General features: G+C 40.2%; 5 protein-coding genes. All 5 read left to right on the top strand.

What is annotated here, in order from left to right; genetic code table 11:
- Positions 1-22: 22 nt before the first annotated feature.
- The 5 genes from SDEL_RS05045 to SDEL_RS05025 are packed head-to-tail and all read left to right on the top strand — an operon-like array spanning position 23 to position 20,312.
- Positions 23-1,219 (top strand): ankyrin repeat domain-containing protein, encoded by a 1,197-nt coding sequence (locus SDEL_RS05045; protein ID WP_012856776.1) that lies wholly within the window; start codon positions 23-25, stop codon positions 1,217-1,219.
- Positions 1,209-15,605, top strand: a complete 14,397-nt coding sequence (locus SDEL_RS12265; protein WP_012856775.1) for a calcium-binding protein — start codon at positions 1,209-1,211, stop codon at positions 15,603-15,605. The genes SDEL_RS05045 and SDEL_RS12265 overlap by 11 nt, the downstream gene beginning before the upstream one ends.
- On the top strand, positions 15,602-16,909 hold the full coding sequence (locus tag SDEL_RS11645; RefSeq protein WP_012856774.1) for a TolC family protein: 1,308 nt from the start codon (positions 15,602-15,604) through the stop codon (positions 16,907-16,909). Before SDEL_RS12265 ends, SDEL_RS11645 begins: the two co-directional genes overlap by 4 nt.
- Positions 16,894-18,996, top strand: coding sequence for a peptidase domain-containing ABC transporter (locus tag SDEL_RS05030; protein WP_012856773.1), 2,103 nt, complete (start codon positions 16,894-16,896; stop codon positions 18,994-18,996). The genes SDEL_RS11645 and SDEL_RS05030 overlap by 16 nt, the downstream gene beginning before the upstream one ends.
- On the top strand, positions 18,993-20,312 hold the full coding sequence (locus tag SDEL_RS05025; protein WP_012856772.1) for an HlyD family type I secretion periplasmic adaptor subunit: 1,320 nt from the start codon (positions 18,993-18,995) through the stop codon (positions 20,310-20,312). Before SDEL_RS05030 ends, SDEL_RS05025 begins: the two co-directional genes overlap by 4 nt.
- Positions 20,313-20,476 lie beyond the last annotated feature (164 nt).

Raw genomic sequence — 20,476 nt, 5'->3', positions numbered from 1 at the left:
AGAAAAAAAGGAGAGAAGAAAAGTGAAAAAGAAAGCATTTGCTATATTTATCATTGTGTTTTTTATAACCATTGGAGTGAAACTCTTTTTTTCATCAAGTTATTTCGATGTTTCAAAAGGTATTTTACTCAATGAGCATCAAACATATACTCTTGAAAAAAACCTTCACAATGGATGCTATGAAGTTGGCTTTTACTCAAAAGATAAGCTTTTTGACTCAGCGATGTTTGAAGCTTATACGTTTCAACACTCGCAGTTTGAAGTTACGCTTTTTGACCAAGGGGGAAAAGAGCTTAAAAAAATAGTCATTGACAATAACTCCAGACTCCAACACGGGTTTAGCCCAGGTCGTATTACATCGGAAACAACCAATGTCGCATTAGAGCTTTTTAAAGTACCTTTACAAGGCGCAAACACCATCAAAGCAGTCATTGATGTCAAACAATTAAACGATAAGTTTAAAAACAAAGAGGTGTATCTCTACTTTCGCAAATATGCAAAAGAATGTGATATGGAGCATTTGGCAATGGTGGATAAAAAACATACTTATCCCATCAATAAATCAGAGACAAATACAACACTTATTCCACTTTATCGAGCCCTGACAAGCAAAGATACCCTAAAAGTTGAAACAATTCTTGATGCTAACAAAAGTCTATGTGATAGCAACTTTATCGGCGATAGAACAGTGTTTCACTACAGTGCTTTTCTTGATGATAGAGATACGCTTACCTACCTTGAAAAACAGTGCACGACAAAGCTACTGCATAAGCCTGACATCTTTACTAAAACACCTCTGGTTTACGCTATAGAAAATAACGCTACTAAGGTACTTGACTTTTTATTTGAACACGGCGGTACATGCCCTGAAAGCATAGAAAATACTTACCTTAAAAACTATGTTGGTGGGGGGACGGTGTATAAGAAAGATGCTTGGGGAGATAACATAGCAAAATTTGTTCACAACTATAATCTTCCAGAAGTTGCTGACATTTTATTAAAGTATCAGTGTATAAGTGCAAACGAAAAACGACAAAATTTCGGTCAAGAAAGTACATGGATAGAGTTAATGGAGCGAGACATGAGAGGTACGCAACAAATGAAAAATGATAATGACCCAAGGTGGAAAATTCAAAAAGACTACACCGAACTCATCAAAGTTTTCAAAAAATACACCAAAGATACAAATACAACACAAAGGATAAACGATGGCAAATGAACTTAAACCTTACGTAGAGAGAGTAAATTACAATGAAACCTTTGCAGCTCAAGTTGAAGAAGCAGTACGACGCTCACTTTCAGAATCAGGCAGTACCCTTTTAGATGGTGAAAGCAATGTTAATATTGCTGATTTTACAAGGCTTGTGATTGGGATGATGTTAGAAGCAGCTACCAAAGCCTCTAAGTTGGCTCCTATAGCCGAAAAAACATATACGTTAACCAGTAATGGAACTTCTTTTGCAATTGACTTAACTACCAATGAAATTGCTAGCCATGAAAACATCGACGATATTGCCGACGGTATTGTCGCGGCTTTAGGTGCCGTTGGTGTTGCAGTGTTAGTAGGTACATTTGGCACGGGAATTGCCGTAGGTGTCGGTTTGGCGGCAGTCGGTTTTTTTGCGGGGAACTATGTAGGCTCTTGGATACCTGATATCGCCGATAAATATCTGGGTTCAAACGTCTTTTTCACGTATGATATAAACAGTGGAATGACGGCTATGACGACTAATTCACAGTTTGAGTATGCAATACGAGATTATTGGGATTATCATGATGTGGGTATGGCATATTATGTCAACAACAATATGCCTTTTAAATTTACATCTACTCATTCAATTCATCCATTTAGTTTTACGTTTAAAGAAAATATGTTTACATTTGACAAATCCTCTTCGGAAATTTTAGTAAAAAACGGTGAGTTTGAGGAGCTATTAAAGTATCTTCCTGTGCATCCGAATGATTTAAAAATGGTATTTTCTGATAATACGGATGGTTTTCCATTACAACTAAACTACCTCTCCAAAAACACCACGCAAGCTTTGATTGAAAGTGAGATGAAAGCAGGCAACAAAGATGCACAATTTGCCGTGTTTGAACTAGAACCCTATGTATTTAAAAATGATTCAAGATTGGAAAACTTTCAAATCAAAGATTTAAACACCTATTCGGATAATCATATAGAAGATAGAATAACAATGCTTTATAAAGTCATTAATGATGACAACGAAGGTCGCTACTACTACGACCAAAAAACAGGTATCGGCATCGGACAAACTAACGAACAAAGTCCAGGAAATTATTCCCGTACAGTCTTTGTTGATACTAACTACGAATACGCCCCAGTTTACGGTAAAACTTACGGACAACTAACTTTCTATGGTAGCGATAAAGACAATATCATCACCGCAAAAAGTCGTGCCGACAACTATGTGGAAGGTGGTTTAGGAAGTGACACCATCACAACAGGCATGGGTAACGACACCATCTATACTAATATCAATTTAGACGGAAACAAAGTAGATAATGAAACTGAATCCACCACCAATACCGTCTATGCCGGTGATGGCAGTGATACAATTTACGGTAGTGCAGGTAAAGATGTCATCTATGCTGATAGTGATTCTTCATCCGATCCAAGTGAATACAGCGAAGAAGACTATGTAGAGGGTAGAGGTGGAAGTGATACCATCTATGGTGGAGGAAATGATGATACCTTATATGCTAATAGTGCCACTTCTCATGCCGATACATCAGGAGATTATATCGTAGGAGGTCTAGGGAAAGATAAAATTTATGGTAGTGACGGTAACGATACAATCTATGGTGATGAAAAAGCCAATCAAGGCAATAATTCTTCACTCTTTAGTGATAGCGATACTATCAAGGCTTATGGTGGAGATGATGTTGTTTATGGTGGAAATGATAGTGATATCATCGAAGGTGGCGCAGGAAATGATATTGTATATGGCGGAGACGATGATGATGTTCTTTTTGCAGGTAATAAAATGTTCGCTATGGATGCAGATGATGGAACGCATATAGATGATGGAACAACAAATTATCTCAGTGGAGAAGACGGTAATGATAAATTGCATGGTGGAAGTGGCAATGATACGTTAGATGGTGGCAATGATGATGATACCTTATGGGGTGGTAGTGGAGATGATACCCTCATAGGTGGAGAAGGGGATGATAGCCTATATGGAGGTATTGGTCAAGACACCCTCATGGGAGGAGACGACTACGACACCTACCTAGCAGGCAACGGCGATACCATCTCTGATAGTGATGGAAGTGGACGTGTCAGCTTTGAAGGCAATATGCTCAGTGGTGGAACATTTAATAAAGATACAGGAACCTATGAAGGTGATGGAGGAAGTTACAGCTTAAGTGGTGGAACACTCACCTTTACCAATGGAGTTGGAACCATAATCATAGATAACTACTCCAAAAGTGCTGATTCTTTAGGCATCCACCTTGAAGATAAAGACGATGAAGATGAAGAAAATCCAAACACCGATGACATCCTCCCCGAAACCTCCGCAGGTGAAGGCCATAACGAGAACTTCTCCTCCCCACTCGTCCTAGACCTAAATGGAAATGGAACCACTTCTACCTTCATAGCCCAAACTAAGACTTACTTCGATATGGACGGTGATGGCTTTAAAGAGCGAACATCATGGGCTGAAAGCAGTGATGGACTCTTAACCCTAGATCTAAACAATGATGGTAAAGTCACCAACGGAGGCGAACTCTTTGGGAATAACACTAAACTTTCCAATGGAACCACTGCCAAAGATGGCTTTGAAGCCCTAAGCCAATACGACCTTAACAAAGATAATGTCATAGATAGTAAAGACAGCATCTACTCCCATCTTAAAGTCTGGATAGACTCCAACAGTGATGGCATTAGCACAACAGATGAACTCAAAACACTTCAAGAACTTAACATCACCTCCATTAACCTAAACGCTACAGAAACTTCTACGTCAGAAGCTTACAATACCATCAGTGATACCTCTACCTTTACCCAAGATGGACAAACAAAAACCATCAATGATGTCTGGTTCTACCAAAACAAATCCGATACCACCTATGACTACACCACACCCATCAAAGAAAGCGTTGCGGCACTTCCAACCATCGAAGGCAGTGGCAGAGTCAAAGACCTAAGAGATGCTATGAATGATGACACTGTTCTAGAAGCCAAAGTCACCAACCTTCTTACCAATGCCTCTTCCATGAGTTTTTCAAATTTTAGTAGTGCGTTTAAAGATATGGTAGCACGTTGGAGTGGAGCTGATACCATCAGTGCCACTGCCACTAGAGGGACACAGTCTATCTTAAACCATAACTATGCGAATGCTTCTGCCATTTATGTCAAAGAAGTCTATGCCTATGCCAGAGATGTTGCCATCTTAGAAGCCTTTGCAGGAAAAAGCTTTAGTATGGTTGCCGATGGAGTAACGACATCTGATGTTATAGGAACTGAAGCCAGTGTGGCGATGAATGAAGCCTATAAAGAGCTTCAATATTCCCAAATGATAGCCTTCCTCAGTGATGCCCTGTACGGTGAATCTTTAAGTAAAGATGAACTCATCACCAATCTTCAAACCACACTTACCACTACACCGAGTGACACACTTTCCACCTTACTGCTCTCCACCATGGTCTATCGTTATGGGTTAGATACTTTAGAGGGTTTTAATGACACACTGCTTTTAGACACAACCTTGAAAACAGCATTGAGTACCAATGGCATTAATTATAGCATCAACGCTTTGGGGGAAGTGGTGGGAACGTATGGTGATGTGCAAGAAGGGAGTAGTGGGAACGATACTATCTCAGGATCAGGTTACATCTATGGAGGAGAAGGTAACGATACGCTTTATGGCAGTAGTGGTAAAGATGTCATCGACGGTGGTGCGGGAGATGATGTTATCTACGGTAGAGACAATAACGATGTTTTACGTGGAGGAGATGGCAATGACTATATTGTCGCTGGCAGTTCAACTTCCGATAGTAATTACGGACATGATATCTTAGAAGGAGGCAAAGGCAATGACACCCTCATCGGTACAGCACGTAACAGTACCTATGTCTATAACTACGGCGATGGATACGATACGATTATCGATAGTGGCAATATAGGGGCTACAACGGATGTTCTCTCCTTAAGGGGCATCGTACTCTCAGATCTAAACTTCCGCACGAGTGGCAATGATGTCATCATTGATATACTCGATGTGAACGATGCAACGGTTGTGAATGGTTCAATTACCATCAAAAATGGTGTTGGCAGTGGTGCTATTGAGACATTACAGCTTGAAGAGGGAACGTATAATCTTAATGGACTTCTTAATACACAAGTTATTGATGGGCAACGAGTGTATAAAGTTGAAGATAATTTTGGCTCTTTAACGTTGTCAAGCCTCAATAATATAGGCTTAGTGTTTGGTGAAGGTATCAGTAGCGATGACATCATCGTGCAAGCTTCCTCAAGTAACAATAATCTTGTCATCGCTTTAAAAGAAGAGGGAAAAAGCTTTTCTGAGCTTTCCAATAAACTCACTCTAACCAACTGGTTTAGCGATGCAAGTCGCATAGATACCTTTACCTTTAATGATGGCACAGTTTTATCCGCCAATGATGTTGTTAATCTACAAGGCACTGAAAATGCCGATACTGTGCATTTACTAGACAGTACAAGTGATGTTACACTCTCTTTAGGTCTTGGTAATGATGTCGCTCAAACGTTAGGTGGTAATGATACCGTAGATGGAGGAGATGGTAATGATACCTTAAAAGGCGGAGCTGGAAATGATCTCCTTAAAGGCGGAGTTGGTGCAGATGCCCTTTATGGCGAAGCAGGAAACGATACGCTAGAAGGTGGAAGTGATAATGACATGCTCCAAGGCGGTGAGGGGAACGACACCTACATCTTTGGAAAAGGCGATGGTAAAGATACCATCATCGACACCAGTGGTGAAAATGTGCTTAGCTTTGGTACAGGAATCATCGCCAGTGATTTAGTCTTCAAGAAAAATGGCAATGACCTTATCGTCGCATTACAAGAAGAGGGGAAAAGCTTTGATGAACTAAGTGATGTGGTTACATTACAAAATTGGTATAGCCAAAGTGGTAGCATTAAAACATTTTTGTTTGCTGATGGAACGTCTTATAATGAAGAAGATATCTATACTCAAATGTTACAAGAAGGGCTTGTCTATGGTACGGTCAATAACGACACCATTAAAGGTACAGACAATGCCGATACTATCTATGCTGATGCAGGCAATGATACGATAACTGGTGGACTAGGCGCTGATAACCTCCAAGGAGGAGCCGGAAATGACACCTATGTCTTTAACCGTGGAGATGGAAGCGATACTATTACTGATGACTACCGTTATGCTCCATATTATTGGAATACCAATTATACGATTCAAGGAAATGGGGGCAATGATACACTCAGCTTTGGAGAAGGCATTACCACAGATGATATTATCGTTAAAGCCTCTGCCACTAGTAATGATCTTATTGTTGCCTTAAAAGAAGAAGGAAAAAGCTTCGATGAATTGAGCGATAAGATCGTTCTCAAAGATTGGTTCAATACTAATAATCGTATTGAAAACTTGACATTTAGTGATGGAACAACGTTATCGACCAACGATATTGTCAATCTTCAAGGTACTGTAGATGCCGATACCGTGCATCTACTTGATAGTACCAGTGATATCACTCTTTCCATGCAAGAAGGTGATGATGTCGTGCAAACCAGTGGTGGTAGTGATACTATTGATGGTGGATTGGGTGATGATACCATCAATAGTGGTGCAGGCAACGATACACTTTTAGGCAATGAAGGTAATGATGTTTTGTATGGTGAAGCAGGCAATGATGTTTTAAATGGAGGAAAAGGTGCCGATAACCTCCAAGGAGGAGCCGGAAATGATACCTATATCTTTAAACGTGGTGATGGAAGCGATACTATCTATGATGATTCCCGATATACCCCTTATTATTGGTATCCTAGCTATGTGATTCAACAAGATGGGGGCAATGATACCTTGAGCTTTGGAGAAGGCATCACATCAGCTGATATCATTGTTAAAGCTTCCGCAAACAGTAATGATCTCATTGTTGCGTTAAAAGAAGAGGGAAAAAGCTTCAGTGAGCTTACCGATAAGATCGTTCTTAAAGATTGGTTTAGTACCAATAACCGTGTTGAAAGCTTCACATTCAGTGATGGTACAACGTTATCAACTAACGATATCGTTAATCTTCAAGGAACCGAAGATGCCGATACTGTCCATCTTATGGATACTACGAGTGATGTCACCATTTCTATGCAAGGAGGTGATGATGTCGTTCAAACCAGTGGTGGTAATGACATCATTGATGGTGGTTTAGGAAATGATACGCTTAAAGGTGGGGCTGGCAATGATACGCTTTTGGGCGCTGAAGGTAATGATGTGCTTTATGGAGAAAAAGGCGACGATGTACTTTTAGGCGGCGTAGGCGATGATACACTTTTAGGTGCTGAAGGTAATGATATTTTAGAAGGTGGAATGGGTAGTGACGTTCTTCAAGGTGGAGCAGGGACTGACACTTACCTTTACTCAAAAAACAGTGGAACAGATACAATCATCGATACTTCAGGCAATGACACCCTAAGCTTCGGAGAAGGCATCATGTCAGATGACCTTATTGTTAAAGCTTCCACAAACAGTAATGATCTTATTGTCGCTTTAAAAGAAGAAGGAAAAAGCTTCGATGAACTAAGCGATAAGATTGTGCTTAAAGATTGGTTTAATGTTAATAACCGCATTGAAACTTTTAGCTTTAGTGATGGTGCGATATTGGGAGCTCAGGATATCACAAATCTACAAACTGCAACAGCCGATGGCGACTATCTGCGCTACACGGAGGCAAATGATGTCATCGAAGGAAAAGAGGGCAACGATACCCTAGTGGGTGGAGATGGCGATGATGTCTATCTTTTTGGGAGAGGGGATGGCATTGATACCATCATTGACATTGCCAAGGATAATGACAGTATCGCTTTTAAAGCTGGCATTAGTCTTGATGATATAGTAGTACAAGTCGTTGGAACGCGAATGATTGTGGCACTCAAAGAAGATGGCAAAATATTTGAAGAACTTAGCGATAAACTCATACTAGAGAGTGTTGGAAGCAATGACTATGGCATCGAGTGGCTAAGCTTTGAAGATGGAACAAAGATAGACCCACGGTCGCTTATCCTTCAGTATAATGGAACGGAAAATGATGATACGATTGACCTTGCCTATCTTCAAGCTATCAATCCCGAAGTCACCGCAGATACTGGCATTATCATCGATGCAAAAGAAGGATACGACAGGCTTATTTTAGGCGATGGCAACAACACAATTACCAATGCTGAATATATCACGGTCGGCAATGGTAATAATGAGATAGACGCATCGACCAATCTTGGGAATATATGGGTTTCAGCAGGAGAGGGTGATAACCAATTTGCTGTGAATGACCTAGGGGGCTCTTCTTCTATGGGCAATAACATCAGTGGAAATTTTGGCGATGGCAATAATACTTTTTTGCTAAATTCCGGTGACGGTGGAGTACAAATAGAAAGTGGCGATGGTGAGAATTCGTTTATAATCTCAGGGGATGTTGATAAAGTCTCACTTACTGTGGGTGATGGCAACAATACTATTTATCAAGACGATACGCCAGATGATGACGAGGGGTATTTTTACGGTGATGAACCATTTAAGGTAACAACAGGGGATGGTGATAATGAAATAAGACTGAGTGGAAAAGCACAAGACCACCAAATTACCATAGGGAACGGTGATAATACCATCATGATAGCACAAGAACCAGAATCTTATAATTATTACCGTAATAGCTCTTGGTATAGATCAACATTTATAGAAGGAGGAGATGGAAACAATACTATTTCTGTTCTCAGTGGTGATGGCTATGAAGAAATAAGTTTAGGTGATGGTGAGAATAGTATCGAATTTACCTCAGACCTTGATAATGTCACGCTTGACATTGGTGATGGGGATAACACAATTACTCAGCTACATACAGAAGATACAGATAGAGATGAAGGGGATGATGTATCAAGAGGTGTCATGTCAGCACGTGCTTCAGTATCAGCAGGTTCTTCTTATGGTGACCAAGTAAATGTTGTGTTAGGGGATGGGGATAATAAAGTGAATCTCAGTGGAAAAGCACAAGACCACCAGATATCTGTTGGCAATGGTGATAATACCATTACTGTTGCACAAGAGGATGAGTCCTATAACTATAAACGTACTTCAAGTCGCACTTCCATTGAAGCAGGAAATGGAAACAACACTATTTCTGTTCTTAGTGGCGATGGTTATGAACAGATAAGTGTAGGTGATGGTGAAAATAGTATCGAATTTACCTCAGACCTTGATAGTGTCACGATTAACGTCGGTGATGGTAACAATACGATTACTCAATTACAATACGGTGATGATGATGAGGAAGATAATAGTACAGAATCACCTAGGGCTTATTATTATGGAGATGAAGAACCTATAGTAGCTCTTAGCAATAATTCAACCTATATCAATCTAGGGGAAGGATCAAATCAAGTCTCTTTGGGTGATAGTAACGATAGTGTCTATTATTACGGCGGGGAGGAGATGATTACAGGAAACAATATGATTGATGTTGGTGCTGGAAACAATAATGTTAGTATGTTTTCTGATACAGATCAAACTATTATCACTGGCAGTGATACCTTTAGTGGTTATAGTGGCTCTAGTTATATTGGATTGGGCAATGGAAATAATGACATTACTGTTCAAAATGGGCAAGAAGTTTCTTTAGAACTTGGCAGTGGTGATAATCACATCACTGTGATTGAAAGTTCTCTGGATGATGCGTATTTTGATGGCGGCAACAATACGATTGAAATTTCCAACAAACAGATAAATGATGCGACTCATTCTCTCGACTTTAACGGAGGCATGAATAATATCACCGTCGATGGAAATGGAGCATTGTTAAATGTCGATGGCAATGGAAATAATACGATTAGCTTAACCAATGAGGATGATATTCTTGTTATAAACGGCAATTATTACAATGAGGGACCTGTGGGATATGCTAAAGCCTCAGGTGTGAGTAGTCATGGCACTAACCACATCACTGCGGGCGAGGGGAGCGATATGATTGCTTCGGTTGGTTTTAGTTCTGATACCTATGTCTTTGAAAAAGGTGATGGTGTCGATAGACTCTATGATATGTCAGGCTATGATAGCATTGTCTTTGGAGAAGGCATTACGACTTCTAATATCTCAGTTAGTGTTCTCATGGAAACAATGGGCGATATAGATGTGAAAAATTATGCAGACTATATTTCCTTAGATTCTGATACGACGTTAGCAAGTCTTGTTATTCGTTATGGCGATAATTTAGAGGATCAGATTATCTTAACTGATTGGTACAACACGGGAAGAGTGGAGTCTTTTGTCTTTAGTGATGGAACAAGGCTTAGTGACCATGAAATTGTAGGATTGCTTGGTTCATCGGAAAGCGAAATGGTTGTCGGAACAGAAGGCGAAAATACACTTGAAGGGCGCAGTGGCGATGACATCGTTAGCGCAGGAGAGGGTGATGATATCTATGTTTTTGGCAGGGGCGATGGTCACGATACATTTATGGAGACGGGGGGATTTGATACCATTGGTTTTAAAGAAGGCATCACTAAAGCAGATCTTATCTTAAAATCTTCGGGTAACAATCTTGTCATTTCTATTAAAGAAGAAGGTAAAACCTATGATGAACTTCAAGATAGTATTGCTATTTCTAATTGGTTTGATGAAAGTGGACGCATCGAAAGATTAAGCTTTAGTGATGGTACAACAATGGAGCTAGATGAGATTTTTAGCGCTATTGATGCAAGTGGACATGTATTTTATGGAACTCCCGATGTGGATACAATGGAGGGAAGTGATACTTCTGAAGTTATCATGGCTCTTGAGAGTGATGATGTTATCAATGGAAATGGCGGCAATGATTTGCTCTTTGGTCAAGAGGGCAATGACACCCTTGATGGAGGGGCGGGGGATGATATCCTCTATGGAGGAGAAGGCGATGATACCTATATCGTAACACCCAATAGTGGTAATGATACTATCTTTGATAGCACGGGTGTTGATAGGCTGCTTTTTGCCGAAGGTATTAGTGCTGATGATGTTAACGTTTATTTTGAAGGCAATGATCTTTATGTTGAGATTGAAGGAACGACGCTAAAACTTCAAGATTGGTATAAAGCCGACAATCGCATCGAGAGTTTCAGTTTTAGTGATGGCACAACGTTGGGTGTTAATGATATCTTAGCATTTATGGTCAGTGATGGGGATGACTATGCAAGGACACTCGAAGAGGGAGGAACACTTGAAACACTGGAAGGCAATGATGCTCTTGTAGGTGGCAGTGGCAATGATACACTTATGGGAGGAAAAGGAGATGATTATTATGATATTTCCTTCAAAGGCAATGATATTGCCCTTGATAGTTCAGGAAACGATACGCTCTATTTTGATGCTTCGATCTCTCCAACCAATCTTAAATTGACATGGCAACAAGGAACCCACGATCTCATTTTATCTTCTGATCAATTTCCTGATGCTAGTGTAACACTTCAAGGATGGTACGATGAAGGCAATCGTATTGAATCCTTTGAGTTTTATGATGGTACTGTATGGAGTGTTGCAGACATCATCGATCATTTAGGTACGCAAAATGATGATGTTTACAACGGACTCGAAGGCGTAGATAATATTATTAACGCACGAGGTGGCGATGACATCATTAGCACCTATGAAAGTAATGATACACTTAATGGTGGAACGGGCTCAGATGCCCTAGATGCAGGTGGTGGGGATGATGTCCTTAATGGCGAAGAGGGTGATGACCTTCTCTTGGGTGGAGCTGGTAATGATACTTATCTCTTTAACGGTAATTTTGGACACGATACGATTATCGATGAAGCCAATGATCACAGTGATGGAGGTAGTGCCGATAAAATTGTATTTGGTACAGGGATAGATGCCTCAAACTTAGTGTTTAAAACGTATCTTAATGACACCAATCTGTATATCGGAATCAAAGAGGGGGATACACCGTTTGAAGCACTTAGCAACACCATTACGCTGACCAATTGGTATGATGAAGCCAATCGTATTGAAACCATCTCTTTTGGCGATGGAACGGAAGCTTCTATCCAAGAGTTACTCACAATGGCACTTACAAATAATGGTGAAATAATCAAAGCGTATGAAGAAGGTGGCATATTAGTTGGTACACCTCAAAGCGACTATCTCGTTGGTGGCAGTGGAACTGATGAAATATACGGAAGAGAAGATGACGATACCCTTCTTGGAAATGCAGGAGATGATATCCTTGTAGGAGAAGCCGGTAACGATGTTCTCAACGGTGGATTAGGCAATGATACGTATGGATTTGGCTATGGTGATGGGGCTGATGTTATTCATGATGTGGCAACAGAGTCACAAAGTAGCTTTGCCTTTGTTATAGGAAATGATGGTATCAGTCGTTGGCAAGCAGTCACAACGGAGTATAGTGTTGATGCAGGGAATGATACACTCTACTTCGCAGCAGGGATTAGTTCTAGCGATTTAGTTGTTTCCAACTCTGGGAAAGATTTAATTATTCAACTTAGAGGTGCAACAGACCAAGTCACTATAAAAGATTTTTATGAGAGCAATACTCGTATCGAAAACTTCACCTTTAGTGATGGTACCATCTTAAATGCTACGGCTATTGAAGCGCTTTTATTCACTCAAGGTAATGATACTGTTATCTTTAAAGATAACCTAAATCATAGTGTATCTGGACTTAGTGGTGATGATGTCATTACAACATCCAATGGTAATGACATTTTAGAAGGTGGATCCGGCAATGACACACTCAATGGTGGACTTGGTGATGATGTGTATGTCTTTGGAAGAGGGGACGGCAAAGATATCATTGCTGAAGTTGGTGGAAACGAATGGTGGCAAACCAATGGAGGAAATGATCAAATCCTTCTTACAAATGGTTTGACTCAGAATGATATTATTGTCAAAAAAGTAGGCAATGATATTGTCCTTGGTATTAAAGAAAATGGAAAAAGCTTCGAAAAATTTAGTGATAGGATAACTATCAAAGATGCTTTTAGTGAGACAGGTCGTATTGAAAGTATCGCGTTTGAGGATGGAAGTAGTATTTTAGTGGAAGATGTCGTGATCCTCAACCAGGCTCCAATCTTAGATAATGAGACTGAAGAACTCACTCTCCAAGATACTCGCTCCATAACTCAAACGTTCACTGTCACAGACCCAGACGGAGATACCCTAAACTACACCCTAAAAACAGCTCCACTCCATGGAGAACTTATCTTCAATGAGGAGGGAAGTTTCACCTATAGTGCTACAGATAAGTTTATAGGGATTGATAGTGCAGTTGTAAGCATAGATGATGGCAACGGCGGTGTGGTAGAGCAAACCTTAAACTTCGACCTTAGTGTTTCAGCCCCAACCTTAGAGACCACAAGTGTAGCTTTGGATGAAGATACCACTCTTATTAACTCTTTACATGTAAACAACCCAATAGGTGGAGAATTAAGCTATGAGATAGTTGAAGCAAGTGGTAATGGAAGCTTTAGCTTAGATACTGATGGTTCATATGTGTATAGCCCATTGGCAAACTATAATGGCTTAGATACAGTAACCATTAAAGTAACCAATGAGTATGGTCTAAGTTCTATCCAAACACTAAATCTCAACATCACCCCTATCAATGATGCACCAGAATTAACAGAGGATACCTTAAACTACACGCTTAAAAACATAAGAGTAGCACAAGGAGAAGTAGAAGCTACCGATATCGACGGCGATACCCTAAACTACACCGTAACAACCCAAGCAAATCATGGTGTTGTTAGCATTGATGAAGAAGGAAATTGGAGTTATAAAGCAGAGGGTTCTTACAATGGAAGTGATAGTGCAATCATAAGTATAGATGATGGCAATGGAGGAGTTGTGACGCAAACTCTCAACTTCGAGATACAAGGCTATATCTATGAAGGAGAAGATTTAGTTATCGATGAAAGCACTGGAGATGATATTTTGGTGATGGATACTCTTTCAAAAGAAGATTTGAACTTTATGCGAAGTGGAGAAGATTTAGTCATTACCGCTTTAAATAACCATACCATCACCTTGAAAAACTACTTTGTTGATGTCAATGCAGGTGTACAAAAACTTGTAATGGCAGATGGAGATATTAATCTCACACGAGATGTCATTAATGAGATAAAGTATGGAGGCTATATAGCATTTGATTCAAAAGACCACCTTGTCAGTGGAGATGATAATTATAATTGGCTCATAGGTCATGCAGGAGACGATATTTTACTTGGATCTGGAGGAAATGATTATATTAGTGGAGGAAAAGAAAATGATCTGATTGTCGGTGGAAATGGTGCTGATAACCTACAAGGAAACAATGGTGACGACATCATTTACGGCGATAACGGCAATGATCAAATCTACGCAGGAGATGGCAATGATACCCTGATCGGTGGTACTGGCGCTGATATCCTCTTTGGTGAAAACGGTGATGACACCATAAGTGGCGGCAGTGGTAATGATACGCTGTATGCTGGGAATGGCAATGACACTTTATCTGGTGGTACAGGAGATGATCAAATCAATGGCTCTTACGGAAGTGATACCTACCTCTTTAATATCGGTGATGGAAATGATACCATCGTTGATACTTCAGTCTATGGCAGTAGCGATACGGATACCATCATCTTTGGTGAAGGTATCACCAAAGAGAACCTTCAAATCCTAAGAGATAGCTACGACTTGGTCTTTAAAGTAAATGATATTGATTCGGTGCGCATTAAATACTGGTTTTCAAGCACTCAAAACACCCTAGAACAAGTCACTTTCAATGATGGGACCACCCTTGGTACAAGCGATATTAACGCCTTGGCAATGACACAAGGAACATCAAACAGTGATTGGCTCTTTGGTATCGATGCTTTAGGGGATAATATCTACGGTATGGGCGGTAATGATAGGATCTATAGCTACGGTGGTGATGACTTCCTTAGCGGAGGGAGTGGCAATGACTTTTTAGAAGGTGGCAGCGGAAGCGATACCTACTTCTTTAATCAAGGTGACGGTAACGATACGATTAATGAGTGGGCAAGCTGGAACAGCAGCGATGTCGATGAAATCAAATTTGCTGAAGGGATTACGAAAGAAGATATTAGCTTTATCCTTAGCGGTACAAACCTTTTAATTCAATACGGACAAAACGATACGATTAAAGTTGCCAATACCTATAACGCCAATGCCCCCATAGAACGTATGGAGTTAAGTAATGGTAGCTACCTTAGCAACAATGATATAAGTCTCATTATTCAAGAAATGAGTGCCTATGCAAGTGAAAAAGGTATTTCATTAAGCTCTAATGACACCGTTAGAAACAATGCTGAGCTTATGCAAATTGTAAGTTCAGGATGGCATAACGCATGATGGTAAAAGTCTTTTTAGGAGTCGCAGTTCTCTCTGCGACTCTTACCTTTGCTGAACAGAGTGTTTCCTTTAAAATGTTATTGGATGCCATGGAAAAAAGTTCGCCAAAGCTTGAGCAACAACGCCTTCAAACAAAAATTGCACAGCAAAATCTAAGAACCGCTGAAGCGGCGTATTTACCCACTTTGTCCCTTGGAGGAACTTCTGAGTATTCACATAAGTTTTATGATAGTTATACCCCTTCATCTGTAGGAAGTGATAGCCTAACTCAAACTTCTCAATACCAAAACTCCTCGACCATCTCTTTAACTTATGATCTCTTTCGCTTTGGCGCAACCTACCTTGGAGTTAAAGCAGCTAAGGAGCAGATCAAAGGCTCTAAAGCAGGGGAGTGTGTTAACCTTAAAGAGCAGATAGATTCGTTGTTAGAAGCCTATGTAAAAGTACGTATCGCTACGGCAAAATTAGCGTATTACCAACAAATGCAAAAGCTCTATCAAGACTCCTACATCATGGCAAAAAGATTGAATGAGGCAGGAGAACTGGCGCAAACCGAAGTGATTACGTATGCGCAGAATATCGCTGATCAGTTGGTATTAACAGCTCAAATCCATGAAGAAAAAGAGAGTATGCTAGCGCATCTCTCCTATCTTACGGGAGTGAAGCTTGATGCCACTTCCACGCTGGAACCTTTAACATTGGGTGTAAGTTCTTCTTCTAAAATTACCTTTGAAGAGAGTTCCCGTGCCAAACAAGCCTATGCAAGCATCTCTCAAAAAGAGGCACAACTACAAGCTGAAAAAACACGCTATTTGCCTGTTTTTTCACTCTATGGAAAATACGATCTTTATGGCTCTGATGAAGATCAGTTTAATCGTTCCATGCACGATGTTGAACGCAATGGCTACAGAGTAGGGCTCTCTTTTTCATGGGTCATCTTTGATGGCTTTGCAAGGGAAGCAGCAGTGGAGACACGACTTTTAGAGCTTCAACAAGCCAAAGTAGGTCTTGTTGAAGCAAAGCGAATGTATGAGAAAGAACAATACCTCTTAGAGGCACAAGCACGTGAGCGTGAACAGAGGCTAAAGAGTGCTAAAAAAAGCGAAGCTTCTTCCCAAAATGTCTCTCAGATGATAGAAACACTGCATGAAAATGGGGAAAAAGACAAACTCTCCAGCCTTAAGGCTCAAATCCAATACTATCAAGCAGCCATCGCTTCCCATGAAGCTGAGGAGCTGTTAAGTCTTAGTCAAACCAAAGAGATTCTCTTTGCCAAAAAGGAGTATGAATGCGTAGCGCATTAGTCGCACTTGAAGTGGTGGGACAGCTTAATCGCATTGCGATTGACTCCACTGCAATTGCCAGAAAATATGCTCTTGATGCTAATGAGCCCTCCATTGAGGTATTAGCCAGAATCGCCAAAGAACAAGGTTTTAAAACAAAGCTTAAATCGCTGACTCCTATTCAAATGGAAAAATATCCTCTGCCATGTATCGCACGAAAAAGAGATGCTGGCTATATCACGATCTTAAAAATCGATGGTGAAAAGGAGCAGATGTTGGCTTTTGAAGAGGGTAAAAAAGAGCCTTATTTACTTAGTTTTACAGACTTTACAGCCTCAATGCAACCTAAAATCATTATCCTCAAGCATAAAATCATGACTGATCAGATCAAATTTGGTTTTGCATGGTTTTACAATCAACTTTTACACTATAAACGCATCGTAGGGGAAATACTCTTAGCTTCGTTTGTGATGCAACTCTTTGGACTGGTCACACCTCTATTTACCCAAGTGGTACTTGATAAAGTACTGGTACATCACAGTATCAGCACGCTCAATGTCATCGCCATCGCCTTTGGAGCGGTGATACTCTTTGAGTTTCTCCTTAGCATCGTGCGCAATTACGTTTTTGTGCATACCACCTCAAAAATTGATGCGAGGCTTGGAGCAAGGCTCTTTCGCCATCTTATTTCTTTGCCTTTGGTGTACTTTGAGAAGCGAAAAGTGGGAAATATCATCGCGCGTGTGCGAGAGTTGGACCAAATCAGAGAGTTTATCGCCAATAAATCTGTCACCGTACTTTTAGATATGCTTTTTTCCGTGGTCTTTGTCATTATGATGATGATCTATAGCGTGCAGCTATCGTTTATTTCTTTAGGATTTATCGCCATTATCGCTATACTTTACATTTTCATTACACCCAATCTTCGTAAACGCCTTGAAGCGAAGTTTCAAATGGGCGCGCAATCCAATGCTTACCTTGTTGAGTCAGTCACAGGAATGCAAACGGTCAAAGCCTTAGCGATTGAAGGCAGTATGCAAAAGAAGTGGGAAGAGTACTTAGGCTCTTATGTCAATGCTGGCTTTAACCTAGCGCATCTTTCAAACATTCTCTCAGGCGTGAGTGGTGCTTTGCAAAAGCTCATGACGCTTAGCATTCTTTACTTTGGTGTAGGGCTTGTGATAGAAGGGAAGCTCAGTGTAGGACAATTGATTGCTTTTCAGATGTTCTCAGGGCAGTTTAGTGCTCCTATTATGCGCCTTGTTGGACTTTGGAATGAGTTTCAACAAGCTCTTTTATCGGTCGATAGACTAGGTGATATCTTAAACACACCCACAGAGCAGATGAATGACAAAGCCATCACGCTTCCAAAGGTGCAAGGGGAGGTTAACTTTGACAAAATAGCCTTTCGTTATGCACCCGATGGACCCCTTATTTTAAAGCAACTCTCTTTACATGTAAGTCCAGGAAAAAGCATTGGTGTGGTAGGGCGTAGTGGAAGTGGTAAAAGTACACTCACGAAGCTTTTACAACGCCTGTATTTGCCTCATGAAGGAGCGGTTTACATCGATGGCGTGGATATCAGGCACATGAATCCCTCATGGCTTCGCCATAACATTGGCGTTGTGTTACAAGAGAATTACCTCTTTAGTGGATCCATTAAAGAAAATATAGCCTTTGCAGTTCCAGGATCTTCCATGGAGCGCATTATCACCGTTTCTAAAATAGCAGGTGCGCATGAATTTATCTCAGAGCTTCCTGAAGGGTATGACACCTTTGTAGGAGAACGTGGTTCATCGCTCTCTGGTGGTCAGAGACAACGTATCGCTATCGCAAGGGCACTTCTTGGCGATCCAAAAGTCCTTATCTTTGATGAAGCAACCTCCGCCCTTGATTATGAGTCAGAGAAGATTATTCAAGATAACCTTAAAGCTATCAAAGAGGGAAGAACGATGTTTATTGTAGCTCATAGGCTTAGTACCGTACGGGATTGTGATGAGATTATCGTCATGGATAAAGGGGTGATTGTAGAGCGAGGGAGCCATAATGAACTGATGGCACTTAAAGGGTACTATCACTTCTTAACCACACAGCAGGAGAGGGCATGAAAAAGAAAGAACAGCATAATGACGTGCATGAGTTTCAGCCTCTATTGGTTGAAATTGAAGATAGACCGCTTAATCCTTTAGGTCGTAGCATTTTATGGATTATTTTTGGAGTGATTTTCTTTGGAATTATGTGGCTAAGCTTTGCAAAAATAGACATTGTAGTCAGTGCTCGTGGTAAGGTCGTTCCAAGCGGTGAGATCAAAGTCCTTCAGCCTATTGAAACAGGAGTTATCTCTAAGATATTGGTCAAAGAGGGTGAACATGTAGAGAAAGACCAAGTGTTGATGCAAATTGATCCAAGTGTCACTCAAACCAGCCTTGCTTCTAAAGAGAAAGATTTGATAGTCCATACGTTAGAGAATGAACGCTTAAGCGCATTAGTGGAAAATCGAAAACCAAAGTGGAGTAAGTTTGAGCACCTTGATCAAGCCCTTTTAAGAGAGCAGAAAGATTTACATAGCCATCAACGTGATTCGCTCAGTGCTTCCAAATCACAATACGCTATGAAAAAGTCGCAAGCAAGAGCACAATACAACAGTTCTAAATCGGATGTTCAAAGACTAGAAGGTCTTTTACACAAAGAGCAAACAAGGCTTCAAAGAATGGAAAAAGTACTGGATATCATCGCTCGAAATGAGTATGAAGAAGTACAAAAAAATGCTCATAATTTTCGTGAACAGCTTCATATGGCACGTCATAAAGAACACGAAAGCAAACAGCATCTTAAAGAGGTGGAACAAGAAGAAAAAGTTTATGTGGAACAGAGTATCTCTACATGGTTTAACCAATTGCTTGAGAAGAAAAAAGAGCTTAGAACCCTCGAATCAGAAGTTAACGCCATCGCTTTTCAAAACAGGCAACAGCAGATTAAAGCGCCTCTTAGTGGTTACATTGGAAAACTAATGGTTAATACCGAAGGAGGGGTTGTAACGCCTGCTGAAAAGCTTATTTCTCTCGTGCCTGATGATGCACCGCTTATCATTAAAGCAACCGTACTCAATCAAGATATAGGCTTTATCACAAAGCAGATGAGCGCTGCTATTAAGATCGATACCTTTACTTTTCAAAAATACGGTCTTATAGAAGGAGTGGTAGATAGCATTGGTAATGATGCCATCGAAGATGAAAAGCAAGGGCTGATCTATGAGATTAAAGTTATTCCAACAACAGATTCATTGATGGTTGAAGGAAAGGAAAAACGACTAGAGCCTGGTATGAATGTAACTACTGAAATTAAAGTAGGTAAACGAAGAATTATTGAGTTCTTTATTTATCCGATTATTCAATATATGGATGAGGGGCTTAGTGTAAGGTAAATGATTAAGGCAAAACAATCTGCCTTAATCATCTTAAATCAATTTTTAGTCAATCAATATTAAATTTAAGGTTATATGTGTACTATATAAAATAAAGTATTAATTATAACTATGTAATTTTGAAAATTTTAGTTTTCAATAATTAATGAAGTTGTTTTTTCTCA

It is taken from the genome of Sulfurospirillum deleyianum DSM 6946, assembly GCF_000024885.1.
GTDB lineage: Bacteria > Campylobacterota > Campylobacteria > Campylobacterales > Sulfurospirillaceae > Sulfurospirillum > Sulfurospirillum deleyianum.
This window is presented reverse-complemented; position numbering and strand designations above follow the sequence as displayed.

Bases quoted from the DNA above. Each gene is read 5' to 3' on its own strand.
- SDEL_RS11645 (WP_012856774.1), top strand. From the start codon at position 15,602: ATGATGGTAAAAGTCTTTTTAGGAGTCGCAGTTCTCTCTGCGACTCTT.
- SDEL_RS12265 (WP_012856775.1), top strand. From the start codon at position 1,209: ATGGCAAATGAACTTAAACCTTACGTAGAGAGAGTAAATTACAATGAA.
- SDEL_RS05025 (WP_012856772.1), top strand. From the start codon at position 18,993: ATGAAAAAGAAAGAACAGCATAATGACGTGCATGAGTTTCAGCCTCTA.
- SDEL_RS05030 (WP_012856773.1), top strand. From the start codon at position 16,894: ATGCGTAGCGCATTAGTCGCACTTGAAGTGGTGGGACAGCTTAATCGC.